The following is a 17709-nucleotide window of genomic DNA, read 5'->3' on the forward strand; positions in this document are numbered from 1 at the left end:
GGAAACCATGGGAAGTCGCTGACCTGGGGCAACGGTTGCGAGAGCGGAATACTACGTTCGTCGAAGCTGCCGAGTCCGCGGTGCAGAACATCAGATCGGCGGGTTCGGGCTGGTCTGGCGATTCCTATCTGGCCGCCTACGACCGTATCGCTGGCGATCGGGATCTAGGGGTTCGAGCCGCCGGGGCGGTTGATGGTTTGGCGCAGCAGCTGATCGATGGCGGCGGTTCATTGACCAGCTATCGCCAGGTGCTACTGCGACGCGTGGACGACGCGGTCGGCGCGGGCGCAATCGTCAGCGAGGACTGGTCGGTCACTGGAGCCGAGCTGTCTGCCGAGGAGCTGGAATTTCATCGTTCGGGAATCAGTACTGGCTTGGCGGAATTGTTGACCGCCCGATCGGCAACCTCGGCGGGCGCCTCGACAATCGTCTCGGAGATCCAGATGCAAGCTGCAACCCTCTCCGTCACTGATGCGGGTTCAGATAGCTCGGCGCTCATGAACGGTCAGAGCGTCAACTCCGACACTCTTGCCGCAGGCTCTCCGGGTGCTACCACTCCTAGCGCGGGGCAGGGCACACCCGCAAACCTTCAAACACTGGCCACAACTCAACAGTCAGGCAACACCGCAGGGACACCGGTGCTATCCGGCACCCCGATCTCCGCTGATGGGTCGGGAAACTCGGCCAAACCGACCGACACCGGCGGAGGCTCGAGCAAACCAACTGACACCGGCGGAGGCTCGGGTACCGGTGGGAAGTCATCCTCGGGCGGCTCCACAAGCTCAGCATTTGACCCGAGCAAATGGACAACATCGGATTTGGTGTCGGTGTTGGGGGCCGTCAAGGGGTTCACAGGGGACTTACCGTCGCTAATCAACAGCCTGTCCGGACTTGACAACGATCTTGACGACATCATCAAGGCCTCGGCCGACGCGGCAGTCAAACTGGGCTTCGGGGCCGATGATGCGGATTCAGGAAGCGCCGCCGAAACTGGCGCCGGAGACAAGCCGAGCGGAGACAAGCCGAGCGCCGCCAAACCGGTCAGCGACGTGCAGGCGACTGATACGCCGGGCAGAGGGGCTGCCGGGAGCGAAGGAAACGGTTCCCAGATCGGCGCGGCCAGCCCTGAGCCCGGACACAACGCCGCACAAGGTGGTACCAGCCAAACCAATATGGACAACGGGACCAAGATCACCCCGCAATCCGTCAGCGGCGATTCATCTCAGACAGCGACCGCAGCGACCAGTAGCCTCGTCGGGTTGCCGCCGATCGGTCGCCGCAGCGAAGACGACTCACGCCGAATCGCCCCGTCCGCGGTTGTGCCACTCGGCAGCGACGAGAACTCCCCTTTCACCGACGATGAGTTCTGGGCATCGGCGCGGTAATCCAGCACCCAGTTTGACGTAATGAATGTGAGCCTGCTGTTTCGCGACGCGAAACCGCCTGAAGCCGCCTGGATTCATCCAGCAATTGAATAGGCTTCAACATATAGCAGGGTGCAGACGATTTGTCACCTTTGGAGAATTCATGACTCCTCGCGAATCGCGATCTGATGGCGACTTCAAAAAGATGCAAACTCGCCGCTGCTCGCTTCCCGAACCGATATCGATCGATAGCCTGAAACTCGCCATCTCACCAAGAGTGCATGGCGTTGACATTCGCCACGTTCGAGAGTTAGTCGAGGCCGGAACCGCGCTACCCCCAATTGTCGTTAACCGAAAGACTATGGAGGTGATAGACGGCGCTCACCGGATAATGGCAGCGCGGCAGCGCGGCGAATCAGTCATCGACGTTTCATTTTTTGAGGGCTCTGAAACCGAGGCCTTCTTGCTAGCTGTTTATGTTAACGCCGAGCAGGGCTTACCGCTGTCCCGTGAAGATCGCTCAGCGGCCACCCGTCGAATACTTGATACCCATGGGACGTGGTCTGATCGAATGATCGCGGAGTTGGTGGGACTGTCGACAAAGACTGTCGCTTCGATTCGAGCTTGTTCAACTGAGGATGCACCTCAGTTGAACAAGAGATTGGGTCGGGATGGCAAGATGCGGCCAGTCGACAGCACAGATGCCCGGCTGCATGCAACTGCGCTATTCAAGTCAAATCCGAATTCCTCTTTGCGGGAGGTAGCCAGAGCGGTGGGACTGTCGCCAGCGACCGTCAAAGACGTAAAGACTCGACTGTTGCATAATGAAATGCGCGTCACCACCCCGCCAGAGTTTAGCGGTGGCAGTACTACCGCAGCTGCGGTGGATGTTTTGTTGAGTAGTCTTCGACGTGACCCATCGATTAGGTCTAACGAGGAAGGAAGGGCGCTACTTCGCCTTCTCGTGGGCACCATCGAACGTCGAAATGACACCAGATCTATTCAGGCTATTCCGGCACATCAAGTATCCGCGGTAGTACAGATTGCGAATGCCTGCGCCAATATGTGGCAGGATTTTGCCACCCAGCTTGCAACCCGTGATGTCCAGCCGGAATAGCGCCTGGATAGGCGTTCTCAGACGGTGAATACGCTCGCTACGTTCACCGCTGAGGATCTTGCGATCGCACCGGTCCGAGTCTACTCGGAGGCCAAATCTTGAAGACAGTCTTACCGCGGACGTTGTCGAACGGGACAGTTCCCTGCAGTTCGTCGCTGACGTGAGCCCTTGAGTCTCGCGACTCGTTGCGGTTATCGCCCATCATCCACATGTGGCCAGCTGGCACTACGACTGGCCCGAACACTCGTCCGGCCGGGTAAACGGCGTTGGGCCGGTCGGTGTACCAAGGGTGATCCTTCTTGATGTAAGGCTCGTCGAGAGGCTTGCCATCGACCATTACCCGGCCCTGAGCGTCGCAGCACTGCACGGTCTGACCACCGACGGCAATGACCCGTTTCACCAAATCGTTCTCGTCCGGCGGAACCAGGCCGAAATAGGACAGAAAATTCTGCAGGCCACGGACTGCTGAATTGTCGGATCGCACCGATTTATAGTGGTCGTTCCACGACGTCGGCCCGACAAAAACCACCACGTCGCCCGGCGCCGGGTCACTGCCGTAGTAGGTGATTTTCTGCACGTAGATGCGATCGCCGATGAGCAGCGTGTCTTCCATTGACTGTGACGGGATCACGTACGGTCTGCCGACGAATGTCACCATCAGAGCCGCGATCACAGCCGCGATCACGATCAGGATCGGCAGTTCCTGCCAGAACGGGCGCTGCTTCTTATCTCCGCGTTTTTTGCGGCGGACCTTGCCTTCGTCATCCGAATCGGACACCGACGCCGACCTGCTTTCGTCTGTCACACCGAACATCGTAGCCCAGGTCACAGGCATCGAGCCAATTCTGAGACCGCTTGGGGCAGCGGCTGCAGCTACAGAAGGTCGCCGACCGCGATATAGCACCTAGCAATCGGTGAGCTGAGCGAATCACGCAGCTCGCGTCCGAGTCGCATTCCCGCATTGACGAGACCGGTGCAGCAAGGACCCCCGGCCGGATCCAACGGCGGGGCGGTTGAGCATCCATTGATCGATCGAAGCGCCACTGAAATGATTGTTTGTGAGCGGAACTCTGAGGTTGACATTCACACACATCAACGTCAGATGGCGTCTAAGAATGGCATTTATCCGCTCTGGCGAAAATACGATCAACAGGGGAGAAAAATGATTCGCAAGCTTGGCGGTACCACTCTCGTGGCTGCTGCGATCATTCTGGGTGCAACCGGGATTGCCTCGGCCGAATACAGCGCGCCGTACGACACCTGGGAGCAGTGCGAAGCCGACCGACAGGTAGTCGCCGGCCAGATCAACGGTATCGTAACGGACTGCCTCCGTGGCGATGCATTCGGCCTCGATGGTTCGAAGTTCTTCTTCAACAAGCTGTACCACTAGGCGATAGTTACAGCTGTATCGCCGCGGGAGTACTCGCCATACGGCGGGTCTAATGGCGATGTAAGATGTTGGGGACAGATGCTGTTCCCAACTACGGATTGCGTCGGGGAAGTTGTTTCCCCGACGCAATCCGACTTCGCTTCTGTCAACTGTTTCATCCGTCAGGCGATCGAGAGGGGCCCACGCTACGTTGGCTGATTTCGATCTATGTCGGCTGTAGCGCCAGCCGCCACCATCATTTGATTTGACTCAATTTGCCCGCGTAGTAGCCGCCCACCGGATGTGTAGTGGTAGTGGACTTCGTAGTCAATTTCCCAGCTCTCGGCGCATTCTCGGCAGATCGTGATGCCGTGAATTAGTCGACGAAACGTTGGGCTAATACTGCAACGGCACTCGTGGGTCAATCGAGAGGGTGGCCTCGGCGGCGATAGTGAGACAGCCGGGCTTGATACTGGCGGCGGCGCCGCCATCTCGACCACAACCAGATGTGATCGGCCCTATGTTGCGGGGTCAGTACGAACGCGACCAACAGACGGCGGATCTCGGGTACCGTGAGAGCGATCATGTCCGCGTCGAGATCGCTGGTTCCCCCTTTGCAGCAAGGGTTTTCGACGCGGCCAACCACGCAAGGGCGAGCATCGACAAAGTGATGTGCGCATACCAGGCCCGCCAGCTGCGGACCTGGTAGTGATCGAGTCCTGCCTCACCCTTGGCCTGCTGGAATGCCTCTTCCACGTGCCAGCGTGATCCCGCGGTCCAGGCCAGATCGACCAACCTGGCGGTAGCGGGGCCGTAGCAGAGGTAGTAGGCGATCTCGTGCTCGCCTTTGCTGTTGGGCGTCAACGCCCGCCGTGCCAGCAGCCAGTGCCCGCGCCCGGTCTTCCAGGTGCCCTCGATCTGGCGTCGCGCCCAGTGGTATTCACGCGGCCCGTGCGCGCCGGCGCCGACCGAGAACCGCTGCCAGGTGCGGTCACCGAACTCCGCTACGAGGTCCTCGGCGCGCGCGAGCCGGTCGGCGCGGGTGCTCACCTGCTGGTCACGGCGGGTGGCCAGCACATAGAACACGTCGTGGTCCTCGCACCAGTCCCGCAAGTAGCCGGCTTGGCCGTAGGCTTCGTCGGCGGTGAACCAGGAGAACGGCACCTTCGCGGCCAGCGCGCGTTCGAGCATGAGGATCATCTGCCGGGGCTTGGTCGCGAACTCGACCTCGTCGGGAATCGCAGCGCCGCGACAGCGCTCCCGATCGGTGGTCCAGGACTCGGGCAGATACAGCTCCCGATCGATCAGGGCATGCCCGTGCCGCGACGCGTACGCCAAGAACACCCCGATCTGGCAGTTCTCCGTCCGACCGGCCGTGCCGGAGTACTGGCGTTGCACCCCGGCGGATTTGGTGCCCTTCTTCAGGAAACCGGTCTCGTCACCGGCGAGCACAGCATCGGGGTCGCCGAGGTGTTCGACCACATAGTCGCGCACGTCATCACGCACGGCCTCGACGTCCCAGTCGGCCTTGCGTAACAGCCGCTGCATCCCGTCCGGACAGCCCTCACCAGCACGTTCGGCCAACGTCCAGCCATTCTTGCGCTCCAGCCCGGCCAGCAGCCCCGACACGTATTCCCGCGCCCGCTCCCGCGGCTCCGACCGCGCGAACCGGCCACCGATCCGCGACATCAACGAATCCAACTCGGCCACAACACGATCCAACACCACGCACCAGATCTACCAGCAACGACTCACACAGATGCCGTTGCAGTATTAGCCCGGCCCGCAACGGCGACCATCCGAGTCCGGCCTGCATGAACAATGTCCACACCAGGAAGAACCCACCCATGGCGATCCAGAACAACAACCAAGTTCCCAGCCCGATCGCGAACGGGCGCGACCGGAACAGTCCGAGGTCGACCAACGGCGACCGTCCCGCCCGAGTCAGCGCGCGTTCGTAGAACAGGAACCCGGCGAACACCGCGAGAGCTGCCGCCATCATCACGAAAGTCCATGCGGGCCAGTCGAGTCGACGCCCCTCGGTCAACGGGTACACCAGCAGCAGTACAGCGGAAACCGACAGCACCATCCCGATGGGGTCCAGTCGAGGGGGCGTAGACGACTTCGAATCGCTCATCACGAACCACGCCGCGATGAATCCCGCGATCCCGACCGGGATGTTCACCAAGAAGATCGGCCGCCAAGCCAACCCGAACAGATCGGCCTGCACCAGCACGCCGCCGAGCGCGAGCCCGACCGCTGAGGCAGAACCGCCGACGCCGCTGTACACGGCAATTGCCTTGGCCCGCTCCTCTTTCGGGAACGTCGTCTGGATAATCGCCAGGATCTGCGGCACCATCAACGCCCCCATCGCACCCTGCGCGAAGCGGGACCCGATGAGCACGGCCGGATCGGTCGCCAGCCCACACGCTGCCGAGGCGATCGTGAAACCGGCCATGCCGGTGAGGAATACGCGCTTGCGACCGTAGATGTCTCCGAGCCGCCCGCCCGTGATCAACACCGCGGCGAAGGCGAGCACATAGGCGGCGATGATCCATTCGAGTTGCGAGTATTCCGCTTGCAGATCGCCCTGGATACTTGGCACCGCCACGTTGACGATGGTCACGTCGAGCATCAGAGGCTGCAGTTGAGCGCCCTCGTGGCAAGAATGGCGTCGGGGCCGGGAAATATTTCGGGGCGGCGGGAATGAATCGCCGCTGGTACCGGTTATGCCGATCGACAACATTGAGCGACCATGACTCAACTTCGGGTTGACTCGCGATAGATCTCGAGGGCAAGATTGAGCCCACTACGCTCAGCCCGTCAAACAGGAGGAAACCACTATGGCTCGTGCGGTCGGAATCGACCTCGGGACCACGAACTCCGTCGTCGCCGTGCTCGAAGGCGGCGAGCCGGTCGTCGTCGCGAACTCGGAAGGCTCGCGCACCACCCCCTCGATCGTCGCCTTCGCGAAGAACGGCGAGGTTCTCGTCGGTCAGCCCGCGAAGAACCAGGCGGTCACCAACGTCGATCGCACCATCCGCTCGGTCAAGCGCCACATCGGCACCGACTGGAACGTCGAGATCGACGACAAGAAGTACACGCCGCAGGAGATCTCCGCGCGCACGCTGATGAAGCTGAAGCGCGATGCCGAGGCCTACCTGGGCGAGGAGATCACCGACGCCGTGATCACCGTCCCGGCCTACTTCGAAGACGCCCAGCGTCAGGCCACCAAGGAAGCCGGCCAGATCGCCGGTCTCAACGTGCTGCGCATCGTCAACGAGCCCACCGCGGCCGCGCTCGCGTACGGCCTGGACAAGGGCGACAAAGAGCAGACCATCCTGGTCTTCGACCTCGGTGGCGGCACCTTCGATGTCTCGCTGCTGGAAATCGGCGAGGGCGTTGTCGAGGTCCGTGCCACCTCCGGTGACAACCACCTCGGTGGCGACGACTGGGACGAGCGCGTCGTTTCCTGGCTGGTCGACAAGTTCAAGGCGTCCTCGGGCATCGACCTGACCAAGGACAAGATGGCCATGCAGCGCCTGCGTGAGGCCTCGGAGAAGGCCAAGATCGAACTGTCCTCGGGCCAGTCCACCTCGATCAACCTGCCCTACATCACCGTCGACGCGGACAAGAACCCGCTGTTCCTCGACGAGCAGCTCACCCGCTCGGAGTTCCAGAAGATCACCTCTGATCTGCTGGATCGCACCCGTGCGCCGTTCCAGTCCGTGATCAAGGACTCGGGCCTGAACGTGGCCGATATCGACCACGTCGTGCTCGTCGGTGGCTCCACCCGGATGCCCGCCGTGTCCGACCTGGTCAAGGAACTGACCGGCGGCCGTGAGCCCAACAAGGGCGTGAACCCGGACGAGGTCGTCGCCGTCGGCGCCGCTCTGCAGGCCGGCGTGCTCAAGGGCGAGGTCAAGGACGTCCTGCTGCTCGATGTCACCCCGCTGTCGCTGGGCATCGAGACCAAGGGTGGCGTGATGACCAAGCTCATCGAGCGCAACACCACCATCCCCACCAAGCGCTCGGAAACCTTCACCACCGCTGACGACAACCAGCCTTCGGTGCAGATCCAGGTGTTCCAGGGTGAGCGCGAGATCGCCTCGCACAACAAGCTGCTCGGCTCCTTCGAGCTCACCGGCCTGCCGCCCGCCCCGCGTGGCGTGCCGCAGATCGAGGTCACCTTCGACATCGACGCCAACGGCATCGTGCACGTCACCGCGAAGGACAAGGGCACCGGCAAGGAAAACAAGATCAAGATCCAGGACGGCTCCGGTCTGTCCAAGGAAGAGATCGAGCGCATGGTCGCCGACGCCGAGGCGCACGCCGCCGACGACAAGGCGCGCCGTGAAGAGGCCGAGACCCGCAACCAGGCCGAGTCGCTGGTGCACCAGACCGAGAAGTTCATCAACGAGCAGAAGCTGAGCGAGGGTGGCGCACAGGTCTCCGCCGATCAGCTGGCGAAGGTGGAGAACGCGGTCACCGAGGCCAAGCAGGCGCTGGAAGGCACCGATATCTCCGCGGTGAAGTCGGCCGTGGAGAAGCTGGCCACCGAGTCGCAGGCGCTGGGTCAGGCGATCTACGAAGCCTCCGCCGCCGCCGACGCGCAGTCCGGCAACGGCACGGGCCCGAGCCAGGCCGATGACGATCAGGTCGTCGACGCGGAGGTCGTGGACGAGCCGGTCGACACGGACAAGAAGTGACCGAGGCGAACTCCTCGGAGCAGGAGTTGGTCGAAGACATCCTGGACGACACCGCGGACGAGAGCGCGGAGGCCGCCCCGGCGGACTCCGCCCTCGAGGCCGAAGTCGTCGAGCCGGAGCACGACGAGCTGGCCGAGCGCACGGCCGATCTGCAGCGGTTGACCGCGGAATACGCGAACTACCGCCGCCGGGTCGAGCGCGACCGCCAGGCCAATATCGATGCCGCCAAGGCCTCGGTGGTCACCGAATTGCTCGCGGTGCTCGACGATCTGGATCGGGCGAGGGCGCACGGCGACCTCGAGACCGGTCCGCTGAAGTCCGTCGCCGACAAGCTGGAGATCGCGCTCACCAAGCAGGGTCTCGTCGAATTCGGTTCCGCCGGTGACCCGTTCGACCCCACGCTGCACGAGGCAGTGCAGCACGAGGGTTCGGGCGCCGACCCGGTGATCGGTATCGTCATGCGCAAGGGCTATCGGTTCGGCGACCGGGTGCTTCGGCACGCGTTGGTCGGGGTAACCGACGCGGAGGCATCGGACGCGGATGCCGACGCGAACGAGAAATAGGAAAGGAGGAGATGCCCGGTGAGCCAACGGGAGTGGATCGAAAAGGACTTCTACAAGGAGCTGGGTGTCTCCTCCGGCGCCTCGCAGGACGAGATCAAGAAGGCCTACCGCAAGCTCGCCCGTGACCTGCACCCGGACTCCAACCCGGGTGACACCAAGGCCGAGGAGCGGTTCAAGACCGTCAGCGAAGCCAACGCGGTGCTGTCGGATCCGGCCAAGCGCAAGGAGTACGACGAGACGCGCCGCCTGTTCGCGGGCGGCGGCGGTGGCGGCCGGGCCTACGGTGGCGGCGGGTTCAACCCCGGTGCGGGCGGCGGCTTTTCGCAGGACTTCAACATCGGTGACATCTTCGGCCAGGCCGGTGGCACCGGCACCACGGGCGACGGCGGGCTCGGCGATCTGCTGGGCGGGCTGTTCAACCGGGGTGGCGGCGGCCGGGCGGCGGCTCGTCCGCGCCGCGGCGCCGATGTGGAGACCGAGACCACCCTGGGTTTCCGCGAGGCCGCCCAGGGTGTCACCGTTCCACTTCGGATGACAAGTCCCTCGCCGTGCACCACCTGTCACGGCAGCGGTGCCAAGCCGGGCACCAGCCCGCGCGTGTGCCCGCACTGCAACGGTGCGGGCGTGGTGAGCCGTAATCAGGGCGCGTTCGGTTTCAGCGAGCCCTGCGACGACTGCCGCGGTACCGGGTCGATCATCGACGACCCGTGCACCGACTGCTCGGGCACCGGTATCCAGAACCGCACCCGCACCATCACCGTCCGGATCCCTCCTGGCGTCAGCGATGGGCAGAAGATCCGGCTGGCCGGTCAGGGCGAGGCGGGTCTGCGCGGTGCGCCTTCGGGCGATCTGTATGTCACGGTGCATGTCAGCCAGGACAAGGTCTTCGGCCGCCAGGGCGACGACCTCACCCTGGTGCTTCCGGTGAGTTACAGCGAATTGGTCCTTGGGACTACGGTTTCCGTGCCCACGCTGGACGGCCGGGTCGGCGTGAAGGTGCCCGCGGGCACCGCCGACGGGCGTATCCTGCGGGTTCGCGGTCGTGGTGTGCCCAAGCGCGGTGCGGCAGGCGGCGCCGGTGACCTGCTGGTCACGGTGAAGGTCGCGGTGCCGCAATCGCTCGACTCCGACGCCACCGATGCGCTCAAGCGCTATCAGGAGGCGGAGAGGACCAGTGGCTTCGAACCGCGTGGAGGATGGGCGGGTGCTTGATGTCAGATGATCCGAAGTCTGTTTCGGGTGCGGCCTCGCGTGCCGAGTTCTTCATGATCTCGGTGGCGGCTCAGCTGGCGGGGATGCACGCGCAGACGTTGCGTACCTACGACCGGCTGGGTTTGGTCACCCCGCAACGGACCTCGGGTGGCGGACGCCGTTACTCGGCCCGCGATGTGGAGGTGCTGCGCGAGGTGCAGCGCCTGTCGCAGGACGAGGGCGTCAATCTCGCCGGCATCAAGCGCATCATCGAACTCACCAATCAGGTGGAGGCGTTGCAGCAGCGCGTCGAGGAGATGAGCGTGGAGCTGGAGCGGTTGCGGGCGGGCTACCGGCCCGATCTGTCGCCGCCGGCACGCAGTACCGCGCTCGTGGTGTGGCAGCCACGGCATCGGCGCTGAGCCGTATTCGCCTGCGACGAGCCTCCGGTTCGAAATCCACTGCGGTGGATGCCGAGCCGGGGGCTCGCTCGTCTCCGGTCAACCCCCGGCGACCGGCCAGTGACTCTCCAGCAACTCACTTATTCGTGATCTTGCTGATCGGAAGTTGCGTTGCGGCGCGCTGAGGTGCGGATTTATCAGCATGGACGTCCAAAAGTTTGCTGATGGGATGCTGAATTCGGTGTGGTTGAAAGCTGATTCGCCGCTCTCGGCCAGCCACTCCGGTGCGCCTACCCTGCGTGTCATGGCCCGGCGCGTCGGATCGTGGCAGGCTGTCGTTGTAGCGGAAGGGTCGCTCTACCAGGCATGTTGGTGTCCAATTGCCTGGTATGCCGGGCATTTTGGGGAATCATCGGCAGGTGTTCACCCGCAGTTAACGGTCTCCAGGTATGTTTTCATGGGAAACTACTGGGAACCGCCTGGTATTTCAAGAATTACATGCGTGATGTTTAAGAGTACGATTCCTAAGCTGGCAAACCTCGCCTAGACTTCTCGCATCGGCTGCTGACGAGTGTCCTCCCAGCCCGTCACTCGCCGGCGCGGCTAGCGTTCGATGGCGAAACGAGGTTGTGACACATATGGATTCGCGGACTATCGCTTTGATCCGTACGACGTTCAAGGCGGTTGCTGCGGAAGACGGTGGCCCCGAGAAGCTGTCGAGGTCGTTCTACTCGATCCTCTTCACGGACTACCCCGGTGTCCGCGACTACTTCCCGGCTGCCATGGACTCCCAGCGCGACCGCCTCGTCTCGGCGATCTCCTACGCGCTCGACCGGCTCGAGGAACCCGACAAGCTGCTGCCGTTCCTGGCCCAGCTCGGGCGCGACCACCGCAAGTACGGTGTGCAACCTGCTCACTATGTGGCCGTGGCCAATTCGCTGAAGTCTGCCATGCGGTTGTTCGCCGGTGCGGAGATGTGGACCGACGAGGTCGCCACCGCGTGGGACGAGGGCCTGGCCACCATCAGCGGCGCGATGATCAGCGCCGCCGACAAGGAGACGACACCGGCCACCTGGACGGGCACCGTTGTCGAACATCGCGAGGTACTGCGTAATCTCTCGATCGTTCGGGTCCAGCTCGACGTGCCGATGCAGTACGCCGCCGGCCAGTACCTCAGCGTGCAGATCCCCTCGCGACCGCGGATGTGGCGTTATCTCTCGCCCGCGAATCCCGCCAATCCCCAGGGCGAGATCGAGTTCCACGTGCGCGGCGTGCTCGGCGGCTGGGTCAGCCCCGCCATGGTCGCGCACACCGCCGTCGGCGATCAGTGGGCGCTCGGCTCGCCCCTCGGCGGCCTCGGCGTGCCACGCAACACCAAGCGCAAGATGCTGATGGTCGGCTGCGGCACCGGCATCGCCCCCCTGCGCGCCCAGATCATGGCGATGGCCCAACGGCGCGTCAACCCGAAGGTCCACCTGTTCGTCGGCGGCCACCACCCCTGCGACCTCTACGACCTCCAGGTCCTGAGCCAACTCGCCCTCGCCAACAAATGGCTCACCGTCACCCCCGTCACCGAAAGTGACGAAAACCCCTGGTGGTACTACGATTCCGGCGAACCCCACCCCGACCTCCCCGGCCTCGAACCCCGAATGACCGGCCAAATCGGCAAGGTAGTGGCCAGCTACGGCCCTTGGTCCGACCGCGACGTTCAGATCGTCGGCTCCCCCTCGATGGTCCAAACCACCAAGTTCCGCCTGATGGCAGCCGGCACCCAAGCCCAATCAATCCGCCACGACCCCCTGTTCTGAGAGTCAGCCAACCAGGAGGGCTTCGACTCCGGGAAGCTCACCGAACTTGGCGCGCCGATCGGTGGTAATGACAGTCCGTCCGGTCGCCCGCGCGGTAGCCGCAATGATCAGGTCGTGCGCACCTCGCGGCGTTCCTTCGGCTCGAACATACGAGAGCAGTTCCGCGTGATGTTCGGCGATCACGTCGTCATAAGGAATGCTCGGCACGATGGCGCGGAACTCGGCGAGGAATGCTCGCGCGCTAGCTTGCTTCGCAGGGTCGGTCTGACCGGCGAGTCCAGTGAGGTACTCCGCGATCACGACCGAAGCGACGGCCACGTTGTCGTTGTCGTCGATGATGTCCGTCAGATCGACTGTGCCCCGATCGCTGGCGATCAGCACGCCGGTGTCGAGGATCAGCTTTGCCACGGGTCGCTGTCTTCCTCGGCGCTCGCGTACTGATCGATCGCATCGACCGCAGCCTCGAACTCGTCGTCCAACCCGATCTTCCCCGACCACTTGCGGGCCAGCCCGTTGAGCCCGGCACCGTTGGCGCGCGGCGCCGGGAGCAGTCGAGCCACGCACACCCCCTTCCGGGTGATGACGAACTCCTCACCCGCCTCGGCCTCATCGAGTACCCGCGCAAACGCCCGCGCAGCCTCGGTCGCACTGATCTCCTTCATGCAATCATGATATCAGAATCAGATTATCCGATTATCTCGTTCACCTCGCCCAGTCAGCTTCGCGGCTGAGGTTCGTGCGGGTAGCAGCTATCAGGCGCCTTCGGAGATGATGTTGGTCGGGGGAGTTCCTGATTCGATCAGGCGGTCGACGGTGGTGCGGACCATCGCGGGGGAGCCGCAGACCAGGACTTGGTGTTTGGTGAAAGGGCCGTGGGCGGCGGCGACGTCGGCGAGGGTGCCGTAGAGCATTTCGTCGGGGCCGAAGCCCACATCGGAGCGGGTCTGCTCATGCCATTCATCGCGCACCGCAGGATCATCCGGGCTTTCGACAACCGGAATGACGGAAAGCCAAGGCAATTCGCCCGCCAGCAGGAACAGCATGTCGTTGGCGTAGAGGTCGCGCGGCGAGCGTCCGCCGAAGAACAAATAGGTGCGCGGTGGAGTGTCGCGGCGGGCCAGGTCCAGGATCTGGGCGCGCATCGGCGCCAGTCCGGTACCGCCGGCGATCATCACCACCTCGACAGCATCGGGATCAACCGCGAAAACCCCATGGGGAGCGTTGATTCGCCACTGGTCACCGGGTTTGGTGTCGGCGACGATAGAACTCGAGCACCACCCACCGGGCACCGTCCGCACATGGAACTCGAGCTTGCCGTCCAGCGAGGGCGGCAGCGCGGGGGAGAACCGCCGCTGCACCCCGGGATGCTGCGGCACCTCCACTTCCACCGAACCGCCGGCCTCGAACGGCACGAAATCGCCGATCAGCCGGATCACGGCGAGGTCGTGGCGCAGGCGGTGGTGGCCGACGACGGTAGCCGTCCATGCGGGGTCAGGAAAAGCGTTGCTCATCGGCCTCTTTCGCGAAGTGAAGGGCGGGTTCAGACAGGGTCGGCAGCGATGATCTCGCTCGGTGTACCGGCCCGCTGGAGCGCGTAGCGGGTGTTGGCGATCATCGTCGGCGATCCCGCGATCTGGATCTGACGGTCCGACCACGCCCCGAAGCTGGTCACCACTGCTCCTAGATTACCGACCAAGCGACGCGGCATGCCCATCGGCGTCTCGCCCGAATCCTGCGGGTACCACCAGGGATTGGTGTGTTCCTCGCACACCGGCACCACGGTCAACCACGGATTGGATTGCGAGAGCTGCCACATGTTGTCCACGTCGTAGAGGTCGCCGGGATAGCGCCCGCCGATGAAGAAGTGCACGCGCGGATTGATCCCACGCTGACTCATCTCGATCAGCTGCGCGCGCAACGGCGCGATCCCCGTGCCGGAGCCGATCATCAGCACATCGCGCCCCGACTCCCGGTCCACGTGCAACCCACCGAGTGGCCCGGCGATCTTCCACCGATCCCCGACCTTGGTGTCGTTGACGATCGCCGGACTCACCCAGCCACCACTGATCCGCCGCACATGGAATTCGATCTCGCCATACGGGTTCGCGGGGATGGCGGGGGAGAAGTATCGCCACATATTCGGCCGCTGCGGCACCGCGACCGGCACATACTGTCCGGCCTTGAACGGAATGGGCCCGTCGGCCTGCAACCGCACGATCGCCAGATCGTCGAGCACCCGCCGATGACCCACCACGGTGGCGTCCCAGTACGGCTGCGAGGTGTCCTCGTTGGCGCCGATCGCCATCGACGCCGAGATCAGTAGCGTGATGTCACGCCAGCCCTCGTCGAGTTCTCTGGTCCAGCGGTTGCCGTGGAAGGTGCGCAGCGCCGCGAGCAGCGCGCGTCCGGCCATGTCGTAGTGGTCGGCTTCGACCCCGTATTTGCGATGGTCGCGGGCGAGTTGCTCGAGGAAGCGTTGCGCGCGTTCGAAGTCCTCGAGATGGTCGAGGACGAACTGCACCGCCGTCGTGATCCGCTTGGCCTGCATGTCCATGGCAGGCGGAAACAGCTCACGCAATCTCGGGTCCTGCGCGAACAGGTGACCGTAAAAAGCGCTGATCAGCCGCTCGGACCCACCGGGTGTCTCCGTCACCCCGCGGAAATCGGCGCGGACCAGCGCAAGCGAACGCGCATCCACGTCGTCAAGCTCCATTCTCCACAATTGCCGCAATGTGGCTCACCCGTCGGTGGCGCCCTCCCAAGTATCCCCCGAAACTGCCGTCTCGGTGCAGGGATGCTCGTCACGCCTTGCCCAGCCGCACGGATCGTAAACCGCTCACCCCCGATCAGCGCGATCTCCCCGCCATCGATACGCGTCAGTGATCTTGTTCGGGGTCGCCGCGCCGCGCTGCGCAGGTTCGCCGGGCTGATTTACACGACCACCCGCTCGAGCGCGCGCAGGTCTGCGTCCAGCTTCCTGAACAACCAATAGACGGCGACGAACGCGAGCCCCGAGGCCGCGCACAACCCCAGAACCGAATCGCGCACGAGCGTAAGCTCCTCCGGTTCGAGGGCGCTGAATCCTGCCAGAACCCCGACCACCGGCACTGACGCCGTCACCGCGAGATAGACCGTGGCTCTTCGGCGCAGCGCCCGAACTTCGTCCGAGTCGTCGATCGTCGTGGGGCCGTGGCGCAGATAGATGGGATAAACACAGCGGACGATGTAGAACGTCGAAAGGAAGAACGTGTAGGCGACCGAGATGGTGCCCGTCACCAGAACGGTCGTTGCCGCATGGATCAGCATCCGCGCCGGGAGGTCGGTGAACCAGACGAGCAGCAGCACCCCCGTCACGGTTGCGAGCACCGCGAACAACAGGGTGTTCATCGCACACAGGTCGCCCCACAACAATGTTCGCGACCGCACCCGCGCGAGCGTCCCCTCGTCGTAGCGTCTGCCATCGCGCAAGCCGCGAGGGACAGCGAGCAAATTGCGCGATATGTATCTGTAGATGAGAACGGACGGCGGCAAGGCACAGAGGACGAAAATAATGGTGCCGTCGTATAGCCGCGCGGCGGTGGCCGGGGGCAGGCGCTCGGCGATCAGTTCCTGAAGGTGCACCGCCAGGTAGACCGTAGCCAGGCCGACGCCGACCATCGACGATGACCACAGGATCGGGGTGGGCAGTCGTGAAAGTCGTGCCCGCCAACTGTTCGGCGGCGGATAGACCAGGTCGCGCGCCCGCTCCTCGAGACACAAGTCGAGCTGCTGGGCCAATTCCGTGCCACTGGAGTAGCGGTCTTCGCGGTGGGGCGACAAACACCTCAGCAGCACCAGGCGCAATGCCATGGGGCAATCCGGCGGAAGTTCCGACAAAATCTCGGAGTCGACGGGTCTGCGCCGCAGTTCGAGCATGCGCGACAGCGAAGTCTCCGACTCGCCTGCGGCCGTTTCGTCCGCGAAGGGGCGGTGGCCTGTGAGCAACTCCCACAGCATGACGGCCAGCGCGAAGATGTCGCTTCGTGTGTCGAGGTCGGCGGCGGTTGTCGGCAGGTCCGGATGGCAGGCTTCGAGCTGTTCGGGCGACATGTATGCCAGCGATCCGCCGAAGTAGGCCAGGGGATTGGTGCCTTTGACGCCTGTGCTGGAGCTGACGTTGAAGTCGGCCAACTTCGGAATCCCCTCGGCGCTCAACAGCACATTCGCGGGTTTGATGTCTCGATGCAATACCCCCCGTTCGGCCGCGTGTTCCAGAGCGTCCGCGAGTCGGCGGCCCAACCAGGCGATGGTCTCCGGCCACGTCAATGCGGCGGTTCGTATCCGAACAGCTGATTCTGTGGGCCGAACCTCGCCCTTGTTCTCCAGCATCTCGTCGATGGCATCGAGCAGCAATTGCCCACTGCGGTGTTCCGGTGGCGTCGAGCGCACCACGCGCAGCACATCGAGCAGTGTGCCTCCCGGTAGGTACTGCATGTAGAGCAGTTTCAGCTCGCCATCGGCAATGAGTCGCTGGTCGAAGACGCGCACGATGTATTCGTGGTCCAATTGAGCGAGGGTCTGCGGCTCGGTGCCGTGATTGTGGGAAATCTTGACTGCGACCAATCGTTGCATCGATTGTTGCCGAGCGAGATACACCTGGGCGAAGGCGCCCGCCCCGATCCTCATCAAGAGGTCGAAGTCCTCGACGCGGTGTCCGACATCGATGGTGTCGAGGACTACTTGGGCATTCGGTCGAGCAATCATCGTGCTGCGGTAATCATTGGTGGCTCCGACGAGCTCGGAGCCGGTCACCGCGTCGGTGACCTCAGCCGGATCGGGGGTGGATGAACCACGGCGCACTGCGTGGAATTCCTCGTAGACCAGGTCGGCTGGCAGCGGACCACCTTGCAGCTCGGCGAACTCCGCACGATAGTCGACCAGTCGTTTGGGAAAGTGATAGCGAAGCCAGCGGTACTCGAGGTCGATCTTGATCAGTTCGATCAGTATCGTTCGCCGCTGGGCCGGTTCACGGGGCAGGTATGCCGACAGGTCGGGTGGGGATCCGGATGCCCAAGCCTCGGAAAACCGTGCCACGGCGGTGGCAAGCGCGGTGCGGGTTTGTTCCGCTGAATCGACCAGGTCGATCGGCCCATGAATCGGAAGCTCGAGATCAGCCCCGGGCGATAACGTGGCCGCGGCGCGCGATGC

At 63.6% G+C, this 17709-nt stretch carries 16 protein-coding genes; 8 read left to right on the plus strand and 8 right to left on the minus strand.

The features are described from left to right. Positions 1-80 precede the first annotated feature (80 nt). Together ACTWPB_RS08830 and ACTWPB_RS08835 are read left to right on the plus strand one after the other, a co-directional pair. Complete coding sequence (locus ACTWPB_RS08830; protein ID WP_446225190.1) at positions 81-1385, plus strand: hypothetical protein; 1305 nt, start codon at positions 81-83, stop codon at positions 1383-1385. Between the two features lie 142 nt (positions 1386-1527). Continuing rightward, positions 1528-2481, plus strand: coding sequence for a hypothetical protein (locus ACTWPB_RS08835; protein ID WP_446225191.1), 954 nt, complete (start codon positions 1528-1530; stop codon positions 2479-2481). Between the two features lie 43 nt (positions 2482-2524). On the opposite strand, the gene lepB is transcribed toward ACTWPB_RS08835, so the two are convergent. Further along, on the minus strand, positions 2525-3295 hold the full coding sequence (lepB, locus tag ACTWPB_RS08840) for a signal peptidase I (protein ID WP_446226269.1): 771 nt from the start codon (positions 3293-3295) through the stop codon (positions 2525-2527). Between the two features lie 288 nt (positions 3296-3583). On the opposite strand from lepB, the gene ACTWPB_RS08845 reads away from it, so the two are divergent. Further along, positions 3584-3871, plus strand: coding sequence for a hypothetical protein (locus ACTWPB_RS08845; protein WP_446225192.1), 288 nt, complete (start codon positions 3584-3586; stop codon positions 3869-3871). Between the two features lie 561 nt (positions 3872-4432). Here the strand turns inward: ACTWPB_RS08845 and ACTWPB_RS08850 are convergent. After that, complete coding sequence (locus ACTWPB_RS08850; protein ID WP_446226270.1) at positions 4433-5530, minus strand: IS701 family transposase; 1098 nt, start codon at positions 5528-5530, stop codon at positions 4433-4435. Next, positions 5415-6485, minus strand: coding sequence for an MFS transporter (locus tag ACTWPB_RS08855; protein ID WP_446225193.1), 1071 nt, complete (start codon positions 6483-6485; stop codon positions 5415-5417). Before ACTWPB_RS08855 ends, ACTWPB_RS08850 begins: the two co-directional genes overlap by 116 nt. A 208-nt stretch (positions 6486-6693) precedes the next feature. Here ACTWPB_RS08855 and dnaK point away from each other — a divergent pair, with 208 nt between their 5' ends. The 5 genes from dnaK (at position 6694) to ACTWPB_RS08880 (ending at position 12522) form a co-directional block, all read left to right on the plus strand. Continuing rightward, the gene (dnaK, locus tag ACTWPB_RS08860) at positions 6694-8559 is read left to right on the plus strand and encodes a molecular chaperone DnaK (RefSeq protein WP_446225194.1); all 1866 of its coding nucleotides are present in this window, start codon (positions 6694-6696) and stop codon (positions 8557-8559) included. Further along, positions 8556-9122 (plus strand): nucleotide exchange factor GrpE, encoded by a 567-nt coding sequence (gene grpE / locus ACTWPB_RS08865; protein ID WP_446225195.1) that lies wholly within the window; start codon positions 8556-8558, stop codon positions 9120-9122. Before dnaK ends, grpE begins: the two co-directional genes overlap by 4 nt. Before the next feature lie 18 nt (positions 9123-9140). Continuing rightward, complete coding sequence (gene dnaJ / locus ACTWPB_RS08870) at positions 9141-10334, plus strand: molecular chaperone DnaJ (RefSeq protein ID WP_446225196.1); 1194 nt, start codon at positions 9141-9143, stop codon at positions 10332-10334. Then, positions 10334-10735: a heat shock protein transcriptional repressor HspR gene (locus ACTWPB_RS08875; protein ID WP_446225197.1), complete on the plus strand. Its 402-nt coding sequence runs from the start codon at positions 10334-10336 to the stop codon at positions 10733-10735. The genes dnaJ and ACTWPB_RS08875 overlap by 1 nt, the downstream gene beginning before the upstream one ends. A gap of 617 nt (positions 10736-11352) precedes the next feature. After that, positions 11353-12522 carry an FAD-binding oxidoreductase gene (locus tag ACTWPB_RS08880; RefSeq protein WP_446225198.1) on the plus strand — a complete coding sequence of 390 codons (1170 nt, stop codon included), beginning with the start codon at positions 11353-11355 and terminating at the stop codon, positions 12520-12522. A gap of 3 nt (positions 12523-12525) precedes the next feature. On the opposite strand, the gene ACTWPB_RS08885 is transcribed toward ACTWPB_RS08880, so the two are convergent. From ACTWPB_RS08885 to ACTWPB_RS08905, 5 genes are all read right to left on the minus strand, one after another. After that, positions 12526-12930, minus strand: coding sequence for a PIN domain-containing protein (locus tag ACTWPB_RS08885; protein WP_446225199.1), 405 nt, complete (start codon positions 12928-12930; stop codon positions 12526-12528). Then, on the minus strand, positions 12918-13184 hold the full coding sequence (locus tag ACTWPB_RS08890; RefSeq protein WP_446225200.1) for a type II toxin-antitoxin system Phd/YefM family antitoxin: 267 nt from the start codon (positions 13182-13184) through the stop codon (positions 12918-12920). The genes ACTWPB_RS08885 and ACTWPB_RS08890 overlap by 13 nt, the downstream gene beginning before the upstream one ends. Positions 13185-13274: 90 nt before the next feature. Further along, positions 13275-14033 carry an FAD-binding oxidoreductase gene (locus ACTWPB_RS08895; protein WP_446225201.1) on the minus strand — a complete coding sequence of 253 codons (759 nt, stop codon included), beginning with the start codon at positions 14031-14033 and terminating at the stop codon, positions 13275-13277. 29 nt (positions 14034-14062) lie between these two features. Beyond that, entirely contained in the window at positions 14063-15220 is a 1158-nt protein-coding gene (locus tag ACTWPB_RS08900; RefSeq protein ID WP_446225202.1) for an FAD-binding oxidoreductase, read from the minus strand. Positions 15221-15453: 233 nt separating this feature from the next. Next, positions 15454-17658: a protein kinase domain-containing protein gene (locus tag ACTWPB_RS08905; protein WP_446226271.1), complete on the minus strand. Its 2205-nt coding sequence runs from the start codon at positions 17656-17658 to the stop codon at positions 15454-15456. Between the last annotated feature and the right edge of the window lie 51 nt (positions 17659-17709).

The organism is Nocardia sp. IBHARD005 (genome assembly GCF_052814245.1).